The sequence below is a fragment of the Nocardia gamkensis NBRC 108242 genome, from assembly GCF_001612985.1.
GTDB classification, from domain to species: domain Bacteria; phylum Actinomycetota; class Actinomycetes; order Mycobacteriales; family Mycobacteriaceae; genus Nocardia; species Nocardia gamkensis.
In genome coordinates this window covers 129,883-149,295 of record NZ_BDBM01000011.1, presented here as the reverse complement: position 1 = coordinate 149,295, position 19,413 = coordinate 129,883, and the positions used below count along the sequence as shown (strand labels likewise).

Below are 19,413 nucleotides of genomic sequence, written 5' to 3'. Positions count from 1 at the left end.
TCGGTTCGACTTTCCGTTGCGCGAAGCGGCATTTTATGTCCTCTCCGGCAGGCCAATAGCGTCGGATTTCATGGATTGGAATTTTCAGTCGGCGCAAGAACTCGCGGCTGCGCTGCATGCCGGTGAAGTGACATCGGTGGAACTGACCGATGAGGCGATCGCGCGTATCGAGCGGGACGACAAGGCGATCAACGCGATCTGCGTACCGGATTTCGACCGTGCGCGGGCCGCCGCGCGCCGTGCCGATGAGGCGCGCGCCCGCGGCGAGGATCGGCCGTTGCTCGGTATTCCGGTGACGGTCAAGGAGTGCTACAACATGGCCGGGCTGCCCACGACCTGGGGCATGCCGCACTACGCGAACCATGTGCCTGCCGAGGACGCGGTACAGGTGTCGCGGTTGAAGGCGGCCGGCGCGGTGCTGCTCGGTAAGACCAATGTGCCGGTGATGCTGCGAGATCTCCAGAGCTTCAACGAGATCTACGGCACCACCAACAATCCGTGGGATCGCGGCCGCACGCCGGGTGGGTCGTCCGGCGGTTCGGCGGCGGCCCTGGCGGCCGGGTTCGGCGCGCTGTCCATCGGCTCCGACCTCGCCGGTTCGTTGCGCACCCCCGCGCATTTCTGCGGTGTCTACGGACACAAGCCGACACTCGGGCTGGTGCCGACCCGCGGCATGGTCGCGCCGCCTGCCCCGGCCTTGCCGATCGACCTCGACCTCGCCGTGGTCGGCCCGATGGCGCGCGCCGCTGGCGACCTCGCACTGCTGCTCGACGTGATGGCCGGACCGGACCCGCTGACCCACGGCGTCGCCTACGACGTCGCACTGCCGCCCGCGCGCCACGAGCGGCTGTCGGACTTCCGTGTCCTGATCATCGAGGACCATCCGCTCATCGCGACCGGATCGGCGGTGCGGGCGGGCGTGAACCGGGTCACCGAGGCGCTCGTCGGCGAGGGCGCCCGCGTCGAACGGCGCAGTCCGCTGGTGCCCGATCCGACCGAAGCGGCGACGCTCTACATGCTGTTGATGTTGTCGAACGCCGCCACGAGCCTTCCGGTCGACGTGTACGAACAGCTGCGGACCCGCGCCGCCGCCCTGAGTGCGCACGACCGGAGTCTCGATGCGGCGCGGCTGCGCGGCATGGTGCTCAGCCACCGCGACTGGGTCGAGGCGAACAATCGTCGCGAACTCCACCGCCAGGGCTGGCGGCGGCTCTTCGCCGAGTTCGATGCCGTAGTGTGCCCGATCACGCCCACTCCCGCCTTCCCGCACGACCACAACGGAGATCTGCAGGACCGGCACATCGACATCGACGGCGTCGAGTACCCGTACTTCGACCAGCTCGTCTGGGCCGGGGTGGCCACGATGCCCGGCCTGCCTGCCACCGCCATACCCGCGGGCCGGTCCCCCGAGGGACTGCCGGTGGGAGTGCAGCTCATCGGTCCGATGTTCGAGGACCGCACCCCGCTGCGGCTGGCCGAACTGCTCGAGCAGAAGATCGGCGGCTTCCAGCCACCAGAATAGGGCGCACGACCGGGGCGCCTTTCTGATCGCCGGCGTACGCCCGTGGTGTCGTAGGCTGATTCCTCGCGCCGGACGTTCCGGCGCGGACAGCCGAACACCGAAATGAACGCGGGAGCCGAGCCATGGACGATCGTTCCAGCGTGGTCGCGGTTCCCGAGTCGGTGCGCAGCGAGTTGCGCCGTGGGGTGCGCAGCGTATTGGTGGATGCCGCGGCATTGCGGTTGGTGCGTGATCGCTTCGACGACGGCCAAGCCGGTTCGCTGCGCCGCTATCTGGAAGCGTCCCAATCGGCGAACACGCTGCGCGCCTACCGGTCCGACTGGGTGGCGTGGTCGGCGTGGTGCGCCACCGAGGGCCGCCAGGCATTGCCCGCCGACGCGCTGGATGTCGCCGTCTATCTGGCCGCGGCCGCCGACGCACGCCGCGACACCGGCGAATGGGCCTTCGGTCCGGCGACGCTGGAACGCAAGTCGGCCGCCATCGCGGCGGTGCACGCGGCCAATGGCCTGCCGTCACCGACGCGATCGGATGTGGTGCGCTTGACGCTGCGCGGTATCCGCCGTACCCGCCGCACGCAACCCAAACGCAAACGCCCCGTCCTGCTGCACACCCTCGACCAACTGCTCGGCGGGCTCCCCGAACCGGGCTGGCCCACCGAACCCGCCCGCCGCAGGGACGCGCTCGCACTGCTCGTCGGTTTCGCCGGCGCGTTGCGCCGCAGCGAACTGGCCGGTTTGCGCATCGGGGACGTCGAGGTGGGCCTCGACCACACGACCGGCGAACCGATCCTGCTGATCCGGCTGCCCGCGACGAAGACCGACCCGACCGGCGCCGCGGAACAGCGCGTGGCCCTTCCGCGGGGCCGCCGCCCCGCCACCTGCCCGGTCTGCGCCTTCGCCGATTGGTTGCGGCTGCGCGAAGTGCACGCCGCCGCAAGCACTTCGGGCGTTCGCGCCTGGCTCGCCGATCTTCCGGCGAGATCCGCCGACATCCACCGGTGCCACGGCTTCACCGGCACGACGCTCACCGATGCGGACCTTCCGCTCTTTCCCACCATCACCCGCCACGGCGCGATCGGCGCGCACGCGATGTCCGGGCGCGCGGTCGCCGAACTGGTCAAGCGCTATGCGGCCCGGGCCGGGCTCGACCCCGCCTTGTTCTCCGGCCATTCGCTGCGTGCCGGATTCGCCACCCAGGCCGCGCTCGGCGGCGCCAGCGACCGCGAGATCATGCGCCAAGGCCGCTGGTCCAACCCGCGCACCGTCCACGGCTACATCCGCACCGCCAACCCGCTGGAAGACAACGCGGTCACCAAGCTCGGATTGTGACCGCAGAAAGTTTGCCGCCCGAGAGATCGAGCAGACAATCCTCACGGATATTCCGCTGTAAGTGCAGTTGGATAGCGTGCCGACGGGCAAATTGCGGTGAATCTGAAGATATGCTGGTTGTGTGCTGTCAGCGCCGACGCCGATGCTGGCCGTCTCCGGACGGCCACCGCGGGAACACGGCCGATGGGCATTCGAGATGAAATGGGACGGCATTCGCGCCATCGCGCGCTGCCGCGACGGGGAATGCCGTTTCTACAGTCGCAACAATCGTGATCTGAGTGGGTCGTTTCCCGAGCTCACAGCGGTGCTGGCGGATCTGGGCGAGCTGATCCTGGACGGGGAGATCGTCGCGCCCGACCCGAGGACGGGGGCGCCGTCGTTCGGTCGCCTTCAGCGGCGGATGCATGTGGTCTCGCCCAGCGCGGAGTTGCTGCGCGGATTCCCGGCCCAGTATCTCGCCTTCGATGTGCTGGCCGCCGACGACGAGGTCCTCCTGAATCTGCCCTATACCCAGCGCCGCGAGCGCTTGGCCGGACTCGCGCTCGACCGGCCGCTGGCCCGCACCCCACCGCATTACACCGATGTCGATCCCGACCTGCTGATGGAGGTCGCCCGCGAGCACGGCCTGGAGGGCATCGTCGCCAAGCGTCTGGATTCCGCCTACTACCCCGGCCGCCGCTCCCCGCTGTGGATCAAGACGCCGCTGCGTAGGACGACGGAGGTCGTCGTCGCGGGCTGGCTGCCCGGCACGGGACGTTTCTCCACGACGTTCGGTTCGCTCGCGCTCGGCGCCTACGACGACCACGACCAGTTGGTGCATATCGGCAACGTCGGCACCGGGTGGACCATGCACGATCGTCGCGCCCTGCAAGGGCGTCTGAACGAATTGTCCCGCCCGGACACTCCTTTCGACGTCCCCCCGCCGCGCGTGGTCGCCGCATCCGCGCACTGGGTGGAACCCGTCCTCGTCGCCGACATCGAATATCGCGAAGCCACCCCCGAAGGCCTGCGCCACCCCAGCTGGCGCGGATTGCGCCCGGACAAGACCCCCCATGAGGCGAAAGTGCCGCTACCGCAGTGATCGCACCCGGCTCACTCCCCCAAACCCGGTCCGCTGGCGCGAACGGCGCCGCCGTCCTCGAAGACCAGCCGATAGATCGCGGGCATCGGCATCGAGCTGTGGAATGCCCAGCCCACCTCGCGGCGACCGAACCCGATCAGTGCCCGGGAGATGAAGGTTCCGTGGCTGCCGATGACGACGGTCCGGCCGCGGTGCCGCTGCGCCAATTCCGTCAGGATCGCGGTGGCACGGTCGGTGAGCTGCCGCAAACTCTCACCTCCGGGCCTGGCGAAGGATGGGTCGGCCCAGCTCTGGGCGTAGTAGCGGGCATAGTCGGGAGTCGGACCGATCCCGGAATCCCACTCGCGTAATCGGTTGTGGGTGAGGACCGGAAGGCCGGTGAAACGGGCCAGGGGTTCGACGGTTTGGACGGCTCGCAGGTAGGGGCTGGAGACGATCGCGGCGGGTTGTTCGGTGGCCAGTTCGGTGGCCAGTCGCTCGGCCTGCCCTCTACCCGCGCCGGTCAACGACCGCTCGTGGTCACCCGGTCCGCCCGGTCGCGGGATGAAGGGCTGCGCATGGCGAACCAGGACGAGCAGTGATCGCGTGGCCACTTGCCGCACTACCCGTCGCTCCTTCCGGGTTGTCTCATCAGCACGGGGGTCGATCCGAATCCGGTGCGCCGATGACGAACTCGGCCGGTTCGCCGTGGGCGGCGGTTCCGCTCGCACGCACCGAAGGGAACGCCGACCGGTCGTGGGCGAGGCGCCGCACCAGCTCGGGGAGCAAGGTGTGTTCGGCGTCGAGGACCCGTGCGCCGAGCGTGTCGGCGGTGTCGCCGGGCAGGACCGGCACCTCGGCCTGGGCGAGGACCGCACCGGAGTCGTATTCGCCGGAGACGAGATGAACGGACGCGCCGCTGACGGCGTCTCCGGCGTCGAGGACGGCTCGGTGCACGAGCCTGCCGTACATGCCGGGGCCGCCGTGGCGGGGCAGCAAGCCGGGGTGCACGTTGATGATCCGGTCGGCGAATTCCGCTTCGGTGCGCGGCCCGATCTTCTTCAGGTATCCAGCGGTCACCACGAGGTCGGCCGAGTGCTCGACGAGTGCGGCGCGGATGGCTTCGTCCGGGTCCTGGTGGGTGCGCCCGGACAGGTGCCGGGCGGGTATCCGGTGGTCGCGGGCGTAGCGCAGCGCACCGGAGTCGCTGTTGTTGCTGATGACGAGCACGATCCGGAACTGTGCGCCCGGGTCGAGGGAAGAGCGGTGCAGCGCACGCAGACCGCGGCGGCGTAGTGGTCAGCGGTCGGCGTGCGGCCGGTGGGCGTGGTCTTCGAGGGGAGCGGGCCACTGGTCGATGTGGGTGAGGGGGGTGCGGCGGCGGGCCGGGAGCAGGTCGAGGAAGCCGCGGTCGGCGCGGAGTCTCGAACGGGCTCGGCCGACGTAGTATCCGACGTGCTGGGCGCCGGGATGCCTGCGGCGGGCTTCGGCGAGCCATCCGGTGGCCTGGCGCACGGCGTCGGTGCGGGTGAGGGGTGGGTCGGTGGGCAGCAGCAGGGTGGCGTGATCGGGGTCGGCGACGATCGCGGAGCCGAGGTGTTGCAGGCAGCGGCCGATGCCGGGGTCGTCGTCGAGCGCGCGGTAGCCGGTCAGGGCGAGTTGCCAGCAGCGCAGGGCTCGGCGGGGTTCGCCGCGGGCCCACCACAGAGCGCCCATGGTCTCGTGGGTCTGCGCGCGTCCGTCGGGATCGAGACCCGCGCGGGTGAGGGATTCGGCGAGTTCGAGACGATCCTGCGCGGCGTCGAGGCGTCCTTGCCGGATGTGCACGACGGCGAGGTTGATCAGGGCGCACACCTCACCGGCGACGTCGTCGCGCGGCAGCAACCACCACGCGGTCTCCAACTGGTCGGCCACCTTGTCGAGATCCGGCGCCGCGGTGGCCAGCGCGCCCAGCGCCGTCTGGTGTTCCCAGCGGGCGGCCAGGCTCGTGGACAACCGCCGCGGCCGATAGCCCCGCGGTCGCGCGTTGAGCAGGCCTGCCCGCAGCATCACCAGGTCGCGGTTCAGCTCGTCGACGCCGGGAAGTGAGCGCAGGTCGTCGGCCAGCCCGTTCTCGTTCTCCCCCAAGCCCTTTCGGGCGTACCACACGTCCAAGGCGTGGCCGAGACGGATGAGATGCCCGACCGCTACCCGGGGGAATTCCACGCCCGGCTCGGTTTCGGTGTCCGCTGCCGCCGCGCACGCGGCGACCAGGGCGCGCAGGTAGGGTTCCTCGGTCTCGAACCAGCGGCGAGCGCCTACGGCGAAGCGCCGTGACTCCAGCGCGATCGCCCAGCGGCCTGCTCGATCGGCGTAGTGGTGCAGTAGCGCGGTGAGCGCCGCGGCCCACTGCGGTCCGGCGGTCACCGTCGCGCGATCCGGCAACGACGGCACCAGACGCACGCAGAACCGCTGCGCGCCATCGGGGGCGAGAACCCCGCGGCGGCGCAGCCCCTCCAGCAGTTTCGCCGCGGTGCGCGCCGAGGGTTCCCGGGCCAGCGGCAACCGCCCCGGCGTGTCCCGAATGGCGTTGAGCACCGCCAGCAACGCGACGGTTTCGTAGTCGTGCACCGGCAGGTCCCGCAGCACCGCGGCGATGAGATGCCCGTTCAGCGTCGCGACTTGCCGTGGGGACGGCGCGGCCACCCGCGGTCCGGCGTCGGCCAGCGCGGGGCCCGGTTCGACGAGGCCGGCGATCAGGTCCATTTCACGGGCAGTGCGCACCTTGGTGCGATAACCGCGGGCGAACCGGGACAGCGCATAGGTCGCGGCCGCGGCGATGAACAACACCGACAACCAGCGCAGCGGTCCGTTGAAGAACTGCACGAGGGCGTTCTCACCGAACGAGTTCACCACCAGGGTGCGCACCAGCTCGAACAGCACGGTGTAGGCCACCAGCGACGCGGTGCCCAGAAAACCGATCCAGATGGACGATCGCGGCGTCGCGGTCTGCCCGACCGGTTCGGTGGGTTCGGTCGATGTACTCACCCGGTTCCTCCCTTGCCACACCCGGTGGCGACCGGTGGGTTCCGCTTCATCGCAGCACTCCACCGGTCAGCCCGGGCACGACCCAGCGCCGCCAGGTCACCAGCAACAGCGCCACCGGCAGCACGGCCGATACCAGCGCTCCCGCGGCCAGTTGCGCGATGTTCTCACCGAATTGCCGTGCTTCGCCCCACAGCAGCAGCGACCACGGGCTCGCTCCCGCTCCGCTGACCACGAGGCCGATGAAGAAGTCGTTCCACACCTGGACGAATTCGAGCACCGCCACCGCCCCCAGCGCGGGCCCGGAGGAGGCCAGCACGCGCTGGGCGATGGTGCCCGGACTGGCCAGGCCGTGCAGGGCGTCGGAAGCCGTGCTGCCCGGTGGGGCGAGCATCGCGCCGCGCAGCACGAGGATGGCGACCGGCAGTCCGGCGGCGGCGTGCACGAGGATCAGCGGGATCCGCGTTCCCGACAACTCGTAGGCGTCGACGAGACCGTCGAGCGGCCCGAGGTAGGTCTGCGCCGGGATCACCGCGAGCACCACCAGTGCCACGACCGCCAGCCGGGCGGCGGTGCCGTTGGGTCGCAGTGCGGCCAGCCGGTAGGCCACCGGAACGGCCGCGGTCACCACGACCACCGTCGCGATCCCCGCGACCCAGGCGGTGGTCTGCAGTGAGCGCCACAGTCCGTCGTCGCCCAATACCAGCGCGACGGCGGAGAATCCGAAGCCCTCGTGTCCGCGCACACCGGTGTAGGCGAGTACGCCGATCGGGTACAGCACCAGCAGCGAGACCAGCACGATGCCCGCCGCGCGCCCGGGACCGATGCGCCGCCGTCCCGCCACCGAGATCGCGCGCACCGCCGACCAGCTCGCGCGGTGCCTGCGCACGTCCACTTGCAGCAGCCAGGCGACCGCACCCACCAGCACCGCCAACGGCAGCGTGTAGGCCGCGGCCACGCCGGGGTCGGCATCGGCGGCCAGCCGCCACCAATGCACGGTCGCGCTGTCGACCTGGTACTCGAGCGCCCCGGGCACCCCGATCAGCACCACGTCGAACACGCGCGCGGCCGCGACCCCCACGGCCAGTCCGGCGATCAGCAGCACCGGGCGCAGCAGCTCGTACAGGCGTATCGCCAGCGGCCTGCCGTCGTCGCGGTAGAGGTACCCGGCGCGCGCCGGATCGGCTTCTATCGCATGGATTCCCGCGCGGAACAGCGCGGTGAGGAAGCCCAGCCAGGTCCACAGGAACGCCGACCCGAGCATCGCCGCCAGCCACCACCGGTAGAGCCCGACGTCCTGGATGTCCAGCCATCGGGCGCCGTTGCCGAAGATCACTCGGAACGCCACCCCGGATACGAACGCCGACACGCCGAACGGCACGATCAGCGGCAGCCACAGCCATCGCGCCGCCCGCCCCCACCAGGCGATCGCCAGCGCCAGGATCAGCAGCCCGATCCCGAAGGCCACCCACAGCAGCGTGCGCAGGTAGGCGCCCCGGCCGTCGGCGGTCATCGTGCCGCCCAGCAGCCACAACCCGCCGACGGTGCCGCCGATCGCGAAGACCCACGCCAGGATTCGTCTCCGCGGCGCCTTCAGCCGTCTGCGCAGCGCCGCGGGCAGCAGCGCACTCGCGGCGACGATCGCGCACGCGAGGACCTCCACCGGGCGTGCCCGTGCGGCGATGAGGACGGTCCATCCGGCGGGCAGCGCCAACAGCGCGACCGTCAGTACCGTCGCGGGCAGTCCCGCCAGCCAACCCAGCCACCGCCGTGGCCTGCCGCCGGGAACCAGCGGTCCGCGCATGCGGCGGGTGGCCAGCTCGATGCGCAGACCGTTGATGTCGAACTGCGGGGGCGAGGTCATCGGCGCTCGACGTCGTCCAGCGCGGCGATCGCGCGTTCGGTGGCGTCGGTGACCCGCGTCTGCGCACCGTCACCGATCGCGATGAGGAATTCCGTCAGCACCCGCCACAGCCCTTCCCGGCCGCCGACCGGCCCGATCCGGTCGGACAGATCGAAGGTGCTACGGGCGGCGAGTTCCCGCGCCGAGGGTGCCAGCAGCGGCGAGTAGTCCGCCTCGGTGCGCAGGTTCGGCGCGAGGAAACCGCCGTAGCGCTGTATCCACGGCAGCGGGGCGCGGTCCCCGGCCAGTTTCTCGACCAGCTCGCCCGCACGCGGGTTCGCCTGCTGCGTCACCACGATCACGTCGCCGCCGACGATCTTCGGCCGCGCCGACGCGGCGGTCACCGCTGGGAACGGCACGACCCCTACGGCGTCTTCGACCTTGCGCCCGGAGGCGCGGACCGCGCTGCGCACGATGGGTTCGGCGAAGTCGGGGGCGACGACCGCCGCGGCGCGGCGGTGCTGGAACACATCCCGGACGGCGTCGGAGAATTGCCTGGTCAGTGCGACGCCGACGCCACCGGGGAAGGCGTGGCGTTGCCCCCACAACACCCCCAGATGCCCGAACGCGGCCCGCACCGCCGGGTTGTCCCACTCGCGGCTGTGCTTGGTGGCCAATTCGTCGTAGATGCGCGGGGATTCGGCGAGCAGCACGTTCTCGAAGAAGTCGGTCAGCACCCATCCGTCGGCGGCGGCCAACGCGAGCAGGCGGATCGGTGTCTGGGCGAGCACCTCCATCCGGTCGACCCAGTCCCCGAGCATCCAGGCGGCCGGTTCACCCAGGCCGTGGGTGGTGAACTGCTGCCGGTCGAACCACACCAGCGACTTGTCCGCGGCCTTGAACGGCACACCGTAGAGCCGATCGTCGTAGCGCAGCAACTGCTGCCAGGGCTGGGCGTAGCGGGTGCCGCGTTCGTCGGCCCACACCGTCTCGTCGACAGGCCGCAGTTCGTGGCGTTCGGCGAGTTCACGCACCCGTCCCGCCTGCGGAAGCAACACCACGTCCGGCGCGGACCGGCCGCCCGCGGTGAACGCGGTGTCGGTGTTGTCGCCGAGGGGGATCACTTCGACCGCGAAGCCGAGGTCCAGTCCGGCCAGCACGGTGTGGAAGGCCGCCAGCTCCTGTCCGCTCCAGGACACCCCTACGCGAACCGCGTCGGAGCTGCCCAACAGCAGGTCCGGCGCGCACGCAACGGCCAGCGGGACAACCACTCCCGCTTGCAGCACCGCTCTGCGCGTGCTCATCGACCCCCGATGTCATTGCGTGCCAATCGAACCCGATTATGCGGCAAAGCCGTCACGCCCGGTGGGCACTTCGCGATCTTCGTCCGCCGAGAAACTCCCGTGCGCGTCGACGGCTGCCGCTGCTACCGTCACCGGTGTGAAGCGCGCTGCTGTGACGACGACGCCGGAATCCGTCCCGGCGCGCTGATCCACGTTTGTCCGAGCCCCGGGGCGAGTGCCCTGGGGCTTCGTCTCGTGGTCACTCGCCCCCTGTCGACGAGGAGACCACCATGCCCGACCATCGCACCCTCGGCCGCGCGCTGAATCTGTTCGACACCGACCCGCTGATCGGCGCGGGCCTGCCGTTCTGGCTGCCGGACGGCGCTGCCGTGCGCCAAGCCTTGGAGAACTACATCCGCGCCGCCGAACACCGCGCGGGCTACCGCCACGTGTATTCGCCGGTGCTCGGCAAACGCGAACTCTTCGAGATCTCCGGGCACTGGCGGCATTACCGCGACGACATGTTCCCTCCGATGGACCTCGGCGGCGAAGAAGTGGTGCTGCGCCCGAGCCTGTGCCCGCACCACGCGCTGCTGTTCCGCTCCCGAGCCCACAGCTATCGCGAACTGCCGTTGCGGATCGCCGAACTCGGTGGCATGTACCGCTCCGAACTGTCCGGCGTGCTGGGCGGATTGACCCGGGTACGCGGCATCCAGCTCAACGACGCGCATATCTTCTGCACCCACGAGCAAGCCGCCACCGAGGTCGCCGCGGCGCTGGCGCTGATCGGGAACGCCTACGCCGCGCTGGACATCCGTCCCGCCCGCTACCGGTTGTCGCTGCCCCGGCGCGGCGGGAAATACGTAGCGGCACCGCGGATGTGGGAACGTTCGATCGCGTTGCTCACCGGTGTCCTGGAGGACTCCGGGCTGAGCTACGACGCGGTGGAAGGCGAAGCAGCGTTCTACGGCCCGAAAATCGACATCCAGGTGCGCGACAGCGCGGGACGGGAGTCCACCCTGTCGACCGTGCAGGTCGATTTCCATCAACCCGAGCAGTTCGATCTGCATTACACCGGCGCCGACGGCGCGGCACATCGGCCGGTCATGGTGCACCGCAGCATCATCGGCAGCGTCGAGCGGGCCGTGGCGCATCTGATCGAGTGTCACGGCGGGCGGTTTCCCGCCTGGCTGGCGCCGACCCAGCTGGTGGTGTTGCCGGTGAGCCAGGACCAGCTGGCGGTGGCCGCGCGCTTCGAGCGCCGCTGCCGTGACCGTGGGTTGCGCGTGGTGGTCTCGCCGCCGGATCGCGGCAGTCTCGGGGCTCGCATCCGCGATCACCGCCTCGTGCCGTATCAGGCGATCATCGGCGCCGAGGAGGCCGCCGCGGGTGAGGTGGCGCTGCGCCTGCGCGACGGGCGCCGACTCGCCCGGAGGTCCGCCGCCGAGGCGCTCGGCCGCATCGGTGCCCTGCTCGCGGTGCACAGCGCCGAACTGTGGGATGTGGGGTGAGCGGGCCGCTCGCTGCGATCGTTTCGGTGTAAGCCTTGTCACAGCCTGGTACACGAGCGTACCGTACGACTGGTACATCGGAGTACCACGCGAGGAGGTGGGCGTATGCCCGCTGTGCGACTGCCAGAAGGACCAACTACCCCACCGATCGTGCAGAGCCTGCAAATCCTGACCGGACGCACCCGCACATGGCGGCGCATGCACGAGCGCTACGGGTCGGCCTTCACCATTCAGATGCCCAGGTTCGGGCGATCGGTGGTGCTCGCCGACCCCGCCGAGATCAAAGCGCTGTTCACCGCGAGCACCGACGTCGTCGACAACGTCGACGTCAACCTCGGCGAATTCCTCGGGCCCGGATCGTTGTTCGCGCTGACCGGCACCGAACACCGCAAACAGCGCAAACTGCTGACCCCGCCCTTCCACGGCCGCCGACTCGCCGTGTACGACTCGCTGATCGAAGCCGAAGCCGTCCGCGAGATGCGGTCGTGGCCCGTCGGCCGCGAATTCGCGACGATGGACTCGATGATGCGGATCACGCTGAACGTGATCCTGCGGGCGGTCTTCGGCGCCGAGGGAGCCGAGTTCGAGCAACTACGCCAGTTGCTGCCCAAACTCGTTTTCATCGGATCCGCCCTTGCCGCGTTACCGGTGCCCAAGGGGGCGCTGGGCAGATTCGGCCCCTGGTCCCGGTTCGCGGCCTACCGCCGCCGCTACGACGAAATCGTCGGCCTACTCATCGACCGCGCGCTCCGCGACGGAATCGACGACCGCGACGACGTGCTGGCGATGATGCTGCAAGCGCGCTACGACGACGGCTCCGCCATGTCACGCCGTGAGATCGCCGACGAATTGCTGACCCTGCTCACCGCTGGGCACGAGACGACGGCGACGACCTTGTCGTGGACGATCGAGCGGCTGCGCAGGCACCCGGAGGTCCTGCGCCGCTTGGTCGCCGAAGCCGATGCCGGCGGCTCGCAACTGCGCGAGGCGACACTGCTCGAGGTACAGCGCGTGCGCCCGGTCATCGACGCCACCATTCGCCAGGTCCGGGCCGAGACGTTGCCGCTGGGCCGGTGGACGTTGCCGAAAGGACAGAAGGTCCTGGTCAGCATCCGGCTGATGCACGACAACGAGCAGCTGTTCCCGAATGCCCGCGCCTTCGACCCCGATCGTTTCCTCGGCGTGCGGCCCGGAACATTCAGCTGGATCCCGTTCGGCGGCGGCAGCCGCCGGTGCATCGGCGCCGCGTTCGCCATGATGGAGATGAACGTCGTGCTGCGCACCCTGCTGCGAGATTTCACGCTGGAGCCGACCGACGCCCGCGACGAACGCCCGCACTTCCGCGGCGTCGCCCTCGCCCCGGCCAAGAAGGGCCGCGCCGTGGTGCACCGCCGCACCCCGAGCCCCGGTGTCCCGGCGCTCGACCACGCCGCCGGGGCAACGGCATGAGCGAGCGACTCGCCGACGTCGGCGGCGGCGTCACCCTGGCCTACGAGCAGTACGGCGCGGGCGGGATCCCGCTTGTGCTGGTCGCCGGGCTCGGCCAGCAATTCCACGACTGGCCCGACGGGTTGTGCGAGCTCCTGGTGGCGCGCGGCTACCACGTCATCCGCTTCGACAATCGCGACGCGGGCCACTCCACGCACGGCGACTTCCCGCCACCGGGCCCGGTCGATCTGCTGGCCCGGCGCTGGCACCGCGATCAATACACGCTCGCCGAGCCGGCCGCCGACACCGTGGGCCTGCTCGACGCGCTCGAGCTGCCCCGAGCGCATCTGGTCGGCATGTCGATGGGCGGCATGATCGCCCAGACCGTCGCCGCCCGCCATCGCGCCCGGGTCGGTTCCTTGACCTCGATCATGTCCACCACCGGCGCCGCGCGCGTCGGGCGCCCGGCGTGGTCGACCTGGCGATTGATGCTCGGCAGGCCCGCCCGCACCCGCGACGAGCACATCGACCGGGCCGTGCGCATGTACCGGCACATCCGCTCGGCCGCATACCCGTTCGACGAGTCCGCGGTGCGCGCGACGGCGGCCAGGACCTGGGACCGGGATCCCGCCCCCGCCGCGGGCGTCGGCCGTCAACTGGCGGGCATCCTGAAATCCGGCGACCGGACCGGTGAACTGCGCGCGGTCACCGCCCCGACACTGGTCGTGCACGGTGACCGCGACCTGATGGTCGCACCCACCGGCGCCACCGCCACCGCTCGCGCCATCTCCGGCGCTCGCCTGCGCACCCTGGCGGGCATGGGCCACGACCTGCCCGCCGCGATGTGGCCGACTCTCGCCGACCTCATCCACGAACACATCCGCACCTCCGAAACCAGGAGCATCGATGCCCCGCACCCGTAGGCCACTGTCGGGCCGCCCGGTGATGATCACCGGCGCGGCCTCCGGCATCGGCCGCAGCCTCGCCCGATCGCTGTCGGCCACAGGCTCTCCCGTAGCGATCGCCGATATCGACCGAGCCGGGCTGAAGGAAACCGCCGCCGCGCTCACCGGCCCGGTACTGACCCGCGTCCTGGACGTGCGCGACGCCGCCGACCAGCTCGCCTTCGCCGACGAAGTCCGCGACTGGCTGACCGCGCCGCTCGCCGCGGTGTTCAACAACGCCGGCGTCGCGGTCTCCTCCTCGGTGCTCGACGCCGTCCCCGAGGACGACGAATGGCTGCGGCGGATCAACTTCGACGGAGTCGTCAACGGCACGCGCGCCTTCCTGCCCATCCTCGTCGAGCAGGATCACGGCGTCATCGTCAACACCTCGAGCGTGTTCGGGCTGCTCGGCATGCCCAACCAAAGCGCCTACTGCGCGGCGAAATTCGCGGTGCGCGGGTTCACCGACGCCCTGCGCCAGGAACTGCGCGGCACCGGCGTGTCCGCGGTGAACGTCCACCCCGGCGGCATCAGCACCAACATCGCGCGCAACGCCCGGGTCCGCAAGGACCCCGAGGGCCGCGGCCGCACGCACGAGCAGATGGCGGCGGAATTCGAGGCGCTGACCCTCACCACGCCGGAGAAAGCGGCCGAAATCATCCGCCGCGGCGTCGAACACGGCAAGTCCCGCATCCTCGTCGGACCCGACGCCTATCTGTTCGACCTCTTGGCGCGGGTGACACCCACCCACTACTACGGTGCGGTCGCGTTGCTCGAGCGCCGCCTGCGCACCCGCGACACCACGGGAGCACCGGCATGAGCGAACACCTCGACGTCCTGATCGTCGGCGCGGGCCTGTCCGGCATCGGCGCGGCCCACCACCTGCAGGCGGCGTTCCCCGCCCGCAGCTACGCGATCCTCGAGGCACGCGACGACCTCGGCGGCACCTGGGATCTGTTCCGCTACCCCGGCGTGCGCTCGGACTCCGACATGCACACCCTCGGATACCGATTCCGCCCGTGGACGCAAGCCGAGGCCATCGCCGACGGTCCCGCCATCCTGCGCTACATCCGCGACGCCGCCACCGACGCCGGCATCGACCGATTCATCCGCTACGGGCATCGGGTAACCGAAGCGTCCTGGTCCAGCGCCGAGTCCCGCTGGACCGTGCTGGCCGAACACGACGGCGCCACAAGCGTGATCACCTGCGATTTCCTGCTCGTATGCAGCGGTTACTACCGTTACGACGAGGGCTACACACCGCAGTTCGCCGGCGTCGAGGATTTCGGCGGCCGACTGGTGCATCCGCAGCACTGGCCCGAGGACCTGGACTGTGCGGGCAAGCGGGTGGTCGTCATCGGCAGCGGCGCCACCGCCGTGACCCTGGTCCCGGCCCTGGCCCGGACCGCCGCACAGGTGACGATGCTGCAACGGTCACCGACCTACATCCTGCCCGTCCCCGCCCGCGACACCGTCGCCGACCGGCTGCGGCGACTGCTGGGCCCGCGGCGCGCATACACGGTCGTCCGCTGGAAGAACGTGCTGATCAGCACGCTGATCTACCAGTTCAGCAGGCGGCGGCCGCGGCAGATGCGCAAGTTCATCCGCGATCTGACCATCAAGCAACTGCCCGACGGTTACGACGTCGACACCCACTTCAAACCGTCCTACCAGCCGTGGGATCAGCGGCTGTGCCTGGTGCCGGACGGGGATCTGTTCCGCGCCATCCGCGACGGCCGCGCCACGGTGGTCACCGATCGCATCGACACGTTCACCGCGACCGGACTGCGCCTGGCCTCCGGGCGCGAACTCGACGCCGACGTGGTGGTGACCGCGACCGGCCTGCGACTGCTCGCACTCGGCGGCATCCGGCTCGCGGTGGACGGACACAAGGTCGCGCTGCACCAGACCATGGCCTACAAGGGGATGATGCTCAGCGGAGTGCCGAACTTCGCCTTCACCATCGGCTACACCAACGCGTCCTGGACACTGAAAGCCGATCTGGTCAGCGAGTTCGTCTGCCGGTTGCTGCGCCACATGGACGAGGGCGGCTATCGGCAGACCACCCCGTGGCCGGACCCCGCCGTGGCCCCCGAGCCACTGCTGGACTTCCCGGCCGGCTACGTGCTGCGCGACATCGACCGCTTCCCCAAGGCGGGCTCCCGAGCCCCGTGGCGGCTGGGGATGAGCTACGGCCACGATGTGCTCACCCTGCGCTACGGCCGCATCGACGACGGCACCATCCGCTTCACCGGCGCGGACGCACCGGCCCACGATGCCCATGCCGTGACGCAGGGGCACGATTCCGGGCAGGTGACGGCCTGACCGCGCGCCGGTGCGCGACACCCGCCCGCCGTGCGGCTCGGGCCGGGCGCGGTGACCCGAGCGGAGAAACTAACCTGATTCTCGTGACCCGCGCCGAGCCCGTACCCCGCACCTCCGCCGACAACGGCTCGGATTCCGGGTTTCGCCGCCGCCTGCTCGACGCCATGGCCGTCGCCGTGCGCGAACGCGGGTACCAGGACTCCACCGTCGCCGACGTGGTCCGCCACGCCCGCACCTCGCGCCGCACCTTCTACGAGCACTTCACCAGCAAACAGGACTGTTTCATCACCCTGCTGACCGAGCGCAACAAGGAGACGATCCAGCAGATCGAGGCCGCGGTCGACCCGCACATGCCATGGCGCACGCAGGTGCGCCACGCCATCGAGGCGTGGATACGCACCGCACAGGACGATCCCTCCATCACCCTCAGCTGGATCCGGGTCGTCCCCGCCCTCGGCGAGGACGCCCGTCACCTGCAACGCGAGGTCGGCGAAACGTTCATCGCCCTGATCCAGAAACTCACCGACACACCGGAATTCGCAGCCGCCGGACTGCGGCCGCCGTCCCGGCAGGTGGCGACCATCCTGTTCGGCGGCTTCCGGGAACTCATCGCCACCACCGTGGAAGACGGCGGCGACATCGGCGGCATGGTCGAGGTGGCGGTCGAGACCGCGATCGCGCTGATCGGACCGCACCCCTAACGCTCGGCCGCGGTCACCGCTTCACCGGGCGACGTCGACGAATGCTCCGCCGGTCGGCCCCGCAGCCGGTGACGGCCGGCAACAGCGCCGACACCAGAGCGGTCACGATCAGCGTGAATACGCGCATGATTCGCCTTCGTCGTTCAGAGTTCGGACAGCCGCGGCGGCGGAGCGCCGTGCGGCAGACGCGGCCCCACCGCGACGAGACTGCCGGGTGTGCGGCCGCGGCCCCATCCCAGCTCCCTGCGGTAGCGGCCGATGTGGTCCTCGCCGACCGCGCCGGGATCGGCCAGCGGAGTCGCCTCCGGGTCGACGTACAGCGCGTCCGTGGGGCAGTACGCCTCGCACATGAAGCAGGTCTGGCAATCGGATTGCCGCGCGATGACCGGGATTCCGCCCTCCGTGCGATCGAAGACGTTCGTGGGGCACACGTCCACACATTTGTCACAGGCGATGCAGTCACCCGCGCGCAGGATCTCGATCATGACGCCACCGCCGAGGCGCCGGTCGCCGCGGCCGTCGCCGTCCACACCTCGTCCAAACCGCCGGACAGGATGTGGTGATGCTGGCGCGGATCCAGATCCGGGTGATCGGCGCGTTTGCTCATCCCGCGCGTCTCCGTGCGCGCCAGCGTCGACCGGTACATCAACCGTCCCACAGCGGTGATCGCGGCGGCCTGCCGCGCCCGCACTCGCTCGTCTCCGGTCCCGCCGCCCAAACCGCGCGCCGCGTGCTCCCACACACCGTCCAGCTCCGCGAGCGCGGGCCGGATCCGGTCACCGTGGCGCAGGTAATTCTTTTCGAACGGGATCAGCTCCTGCTGCGCGGCCTCGACCACATCCGCGGCCCGGACCGATCCACCGTGCTCCGGCCGCAACCCGGTGCGCCCGGCGCCACGCAGATCGACACTCCGAGGGCCGCCCGATCGCAACGCGAACGTCGCCGCTCCGCGCCCTGCCCAACTGCCCGACGACATCGCCCACGCCGAATTGTGGCTGCCGCCACCGGTGAATCCGCCACAGATCCGTTCCCTGGTCGCCGCGTCACCCGCGGCGTACAGGCCCGGCACCGTGGTGGCGCAGTCGTCGTCGACGACGTCGATTCCGCCGGTGCCGCGGACGGTGCCCTCGGCGAGCAGGTCCACCTCGAACCGGTCGGTGAACGGGTCGATGCCGCGCCGATCGAACTGCAGGAAGAAATTCGGCTGCCCCAGTCGCATCTGCGCCTGAACCGTCGCATCGGCACGATCGAGCTGGGCGAACACCTTCTCCCGCAGCAGCGTCCGCGCGATCACCGAACGGCCCTTGGTCGAGCCCGCGCCCTCGAGCACTCGCCCGTCCTCGTGGAAGAACGTCGCATACCCGTAGTAGGCGGTCTTGGTGATCGTCGACCCCTTCGGCACGATCGCGTACGCGTTGGAGAATTCCATGCCCGAGAACCGGGCGCCCACCTCGGCCGCCATCAGCGCGCCGTCACCGGTGTCGACGTTGGTGCCGAGCGCCCGGGACAGGAACGCGCAGCCCCCGCTCGCGAGCACCACCGCACCGGCCACCACGCGATAGTCCCGATCGGCTTGGCGCTGGTAGCCCGCCGCGCCGCGCACCACACCCTCGGCGTCCACCAGCAATTCCAGCGTCGGCGAGTGGTCGAGGATGCGCACCCCGATCCGTTTCACCCACGCCCGCATCCGGCGCATGTACTCCGGGCCCTGCACGCCGGTACGGATCTGCGCCCCGGTACCGGGGTCCACGGGGAACGGGTACCGGCCCTCCACCGCGAGCCGATCCATGTTCGCGTAGGTCTGATCGAGCACCCGGTCCATCCAGTAGTGATCGGCCAGATGCCCGCCCAGCGCCTCCCGGCCGGCTTTCGCGTTGGCCCGGGCGTTCGCCTCCGGCGCCACGTACCACACGCCGGTGCCGGCGGGGGCGGTAGCGCCGCTGGTCCCGCAGTAGCCCTTGTCCACCAACGTCACCTCGGCGCCCGCTTCCCTGGCGTGGATCGCGGCCCAGCAGGCCGCGGGCCCGCCGCCGATCACCAAGACATCCGTGCTGATCTGCAACGGTTCACTCATGCGTCTGCTCCTGTCGGTGCCTCGGGATTACGCGCGCCCCACTGCCAGATGACCACCGCCAGAATCAATCCGGAGGACGCCCGGACCAGGCCGAGCAGCCTGCGGGTGAACGGAGCCGGGCTTTCGCCGGTCGCCTCGGCGGGGGAAGAAGGTGGCGCCGATGTGGTCGGATCCAACTGCAATGTCATCGGACACGGTCCTCACACGAGAAGTACTGTCCGGAACAGTAAGGGCCGCCGCCGGTTCACAGAATGGTTGCGATCAGCGCGATCCTGAACCCGAGCCCGGCGCGGCCACCTCGCTCAGCAGGAAAGACGCGTGTTCGCCTCAGCGGCTGGATGCTCGGACCCGGATTTGCCCGGGACGGTCG

At 70.3% G+C, this 19,413-nt stretch carries 17 protein-coding genes; 9 read left to right on the top strand and 8 right to left on the bottom strand.

The window, feature by feature from the left end; translation table 11 throughout:
- Positions 1-70: 70 nt before the first annotated feature.
- The 3 genes from NG1_RS12645 (at position 71) to ligD (ending at position 3,931) form a co-directional block, all read left to right on the top strand.
- Positions 71-1,522 (top strand): amidase, encoded by a 1,452-nt coding sequence (locus tag NG1_RS12645; protein WP_062970334.1) that lies wholly within the window; start codon positions 71-73, stop codon positions 1,520-1,522.
- 122 nt (positions 1,523-1,644) lie between these two features.
- Positions 1,645-2,850 carry a site-specific integrase gene (locus tag NG1_RS12640; RefSeq protein ID WP_062970332.1) on the top strand — a complete coding sequence of 402 codons (1,206 nt, stop codon included), beginning with the start codon at positions 1,645-1,647 and terminating at the stop codon, positions 2,848-2,850.
- 142 nt (positions 2,851-2,992) lie between these two features.
- Positions 2,993-3,931, top strand: a complete 939-nt coding sequence (gene ligD / locus NG1_RS12635) for a non-homologous end-joining DNA ligase (protein WP_062970330.1) — start codon at positions 2,993-2,995, stop codon at positions 3,929-3,931.
- An 11-nt stretch (positions 3,932-3,942) separates the two neighbouring features.
- On the opposite strand, the gene NG1_RS12630 is transcribed toward ligD, so the two are convergent.
- From NG1_RS12630 to NG1_RS12610, 5 genes are read right to left on the bottom strand one after another with little or no spacing between them, the layout of a single operon-like run.
- Complete coding sequence (locus tag NG1_RS12630; RefSeq protein ID WP_210750087.1) at positions 3,943-4,533, bottom strand: histidine phosphatase family protein; 591 nt, start codon at positions 4,531-4,533, stop codon at positions 3,943-3,945.
- A 28-nt stretch (positions 4,534-4,561) separates the two neighbouring features.
- Positions 4,562-5,182: a formyltransferase family protein gene (locus NG1_RS12625; RefSeq protein ID WP_247611097.1), complete on the bottom strand. Its 621-nt coding sequence runs from the start codon at positions 5,180-5,182 to the stop codon at positions 4,562-4,564.
- Between the two features lie 27 nt (positions 5,183-5,209).
- A complete protein-coding gene (locus tag NG1_RS12620; protein WP_062970326.1) occupies positions 5,210-6,937 on the bottom strand; it encodes a tetratricopeptide repeat protein in 1,728 nt (575 codons plus the stop codon).
- A 46-nt stretch (positions 6,938-6,983) separates the two neighbouring features.
- Positions 6,984-8,798 (bottom strand): hypothetical protein, encoded by a 1,815-nt coding sequence (locus NG1_RS12615; RefSeq protein ID WP_062970325.1) that lies wholly within the window; start codon positions 8,796-8,798, stop codon positions 6,984-6,986.
- Positions 8,795-10,081 carry an ABC transporter substrate-binding protein gene (locus NG1_RS12610; RefSeq protein WP_062970322.1) on the bottom strand — a complete coding sequence of 429 codons (1,287 nt, stop codon included), beginning with the start codon at positions 10,079-10,081 and terminating at the stop codon, positions 8,795-8,797. Before NG1_RS12610 ends, NG1_RS12615 begins: the two co-directional genes overlap by 4 nt.
- A 269-nt stretch (positions 10,082-10,350) precedes the next feature.
- On the opposite strand from NG1_RS12610, the gene thrS reads away from it, so the two are divergent.
- From thrS to NG1_RS12580, 6 genes are all read left to right on the top strand, one after another.
- Positions 10,351-11,571, top strand: a complete 1,221-nt coding sequence (thrS, locus tag NG1_RS12605; protein ID WP_062970319.1) for a threonine--tRNA ligase — start codon at positions 10,351-10,353, stop codon at positions 11,569-11,571.
- Positions 11,572-11,676: 105 nt separating this feature from the next.
- The gene (locus tag NG1_RS12600) at positions 11,677-13,020 is read left to right on the top strand and encodes a cytochrome P450 (RefSeq protein WP_062970317.1); all 1,344 of its coding nucleotides are present in this window, start codon (positions 11,677-11,679) and stop codon (positions 13,018-13,020) included.
- A complete protein-coding gene (locus tag NG1_RS12595) occupies positions 13,017-13,922 on the top strand; it encodes an alpha/beta fold hydrolase (protein WP_062970315.1) in 906 nt (301 codons plus the stop codon). The genes NG1_RS12600 and NG1_RS12595 overlap by 4 nt, the downstream gene beginning before the upstream one ends.
- Positions 13,906-14,763 carry an SDR family NAD(P)-dependent oxidoreductase gene (locus tag NG1_RS12590; protein WP_062970314.1) on the top strand — a complete coding sequence of 286 codons (858 nt, stop codon included), beginning with the start codon at positions 13,906-13,908 and terminating at the stop codon, positions 14,761-14,763. Before NG1_RS12595 ends, NG1_RS12590 begins: the two co-directional genes overlap by 17 nt.
- Positions 14,760-16,268 carry a flavin-containing monooxygenase gene (locus tag NG1_RS12585; protein ID WP_062970312.1) on the top strand — a complete coding sequence of 503 codons (1,509 nt, stop codon included), beginning with the start codon at positions 14,760-14,762 and terminating at the stop codon, positions 16,266-16,268. Before NG1_RS12590 ends, NG1_RS12585 begins: the two co-directional genes overlap by 4 nt.
- An 83-nt stretch (positions 16,269-16,351) precedes the next feature.
- A complete protein-coding gene (locus tag NG1_RS12580) occupies positions 16,352-16,969 on the top strand; it encodes a TetR/AcrR family transcriptional regulator (protein ID WP_245659875.1) in 618 nt (205 codons plus the stop codon).
- A gap of 143 nt (positions 16,970-17,112) precedes the next feature.
- On the opposite strand, the gene NG1_RS12575 is transcribed toward NG1_RS12580, so the two are convergent.
- From NG1_RS12575 to NG1_RS36650, 3 genes are read right to left on the bottom strand one after another with little or no spacing between them, the layout of a single operon-like run.
- Positions 17,113-17,454 (bottom strand): 4Fe-4S dicluster domain-containing protein, encoded by a 342-nt coding sequence (locus NG1_RS12575; RefSeq protein ID WP_062970415.1) that lies wholly within the window; start codon positions 17,452-17,454, stop codon positions 17,113-17,115.
- Positions 17,451-19,043 (bottom strand): FAD-dependent oxidoreductase, encoded by a 1,593-nt coding sequence (locus NG1_RS12570; protein WP_062970310.1) that lies wholly within the window; start codon positions 19,041-19,043, stop codon positions 17,451-17,453. The genes NG1_RS12575 and NG1_RS12570 overlap by 4 nt, the downstream gene beginning before the upstream one ends.
- Positions 19,040-19,231: a hypothetical protein gene (locus NG1_RS36650; RefSeq protein WP_157114020.1), complete on the bottom strand. Its 192-nt coding sequence runs from the start codon at positions 19,229-19,231 to the stop codon at positions 19,040-19,042. Before NG1_RS36650 ends, NG1_RS12570 begins: the two co-directional genes overlap by 4 nt.
- Positions 19,232-19,413 lie beyond the last annotated feature (182 nt).

Bases quoted from the DNA above. Each gene is read 5' to 3' on its own strand.
- NG1_RS12615 (WP_062970325.1), bottom strand. From the start codon at position 8,798: ATGACCTCGCCCCCGCAGTTCGACATCAACGGTCTGCGCATCGAGCTG.
- NG1_RS12570 (WP_062970310.1), bottom strand. From the start codon at position 19,043: ATGAGTGAACCGTTGCAGATCAGCACGGATGTCTTGGTGATCGGCGGC.
- NG1_RS12590 (WP_062970314.1), top strand. From the start codon at position 13,906: ATGCCCCGCACCCGTAGGCCACTGTCGGGCCGCCCGGTGATGATCACC.
- ligD (WP_062970330.1), top strand. From the start codon at position 2,993: ATGCTGGCCGTCTCCGGACGGCCACCGCGGGAACACGGCCGATGGGCA.
- NG1_RS12645 (WP_062970334.1), top strand. From the start codon at position 71: ATGGATTGGAATTTTCAGTCGGCGCAAGAACTCGCGGCTGCGCTGCAT.
- NG1_RS12595 (WP_062970315.1), top strand. From the start codon at position 13,017: ATGAGCGAGCGACTCGCCGACGTCGGCGGCGGCGTCACCCTGGCCTAC.
- NG1_RS12610 (WP_062970322.1), bottom strand. From the start codon at position 10,081: ATGAGCACGCGCAGAGCGGTGCTGCAAGCGGGAGTGGTTGTCCCGCTG.
- thrS (WP_062970319.1), top strand. From the start codon at position 10,351: ATGCCCGACCATCGCACCCTCGGCCGCGCGCTGAATCTGTTCGACACC.
- NG1_RS12640 (WP_062970332.1), top strand. From the start codon at position 1,645: ATGGACGATCGTTCCAGCGTGGTCGCGGTTCCCGAGTCGGTGCGCAGC.
- NG1_RS12585 (WP_062970312.1), top strand. From the start codon at position 14,760: ATGAGCGAACACCTCGACGTCCTGATCGTCGGCGCGGGCCTGTCCGGC.
- NG1_RS36650 (WP_157114020.1), bottom strand. From the start codon at position 19,231: ATGACATTGCAGTTGGATCCGACCACATCGGCGCCACCTTCTTCCCCC.
- NG1_RS12600 (WP_062970317.1), top strand. From the start codon at position 11,677: ATGCCCGCTGTGCGACTGCCAGAAGGACCAACTACCCCACCGATCGTG.
- NG1_RS12575 (WP_062970415.1), bottom strand. From the start codon at position 17,454: ATGATCGAGATCCTGCGCGCGGGTGACTGCATCGCCTGTGACAAATGT.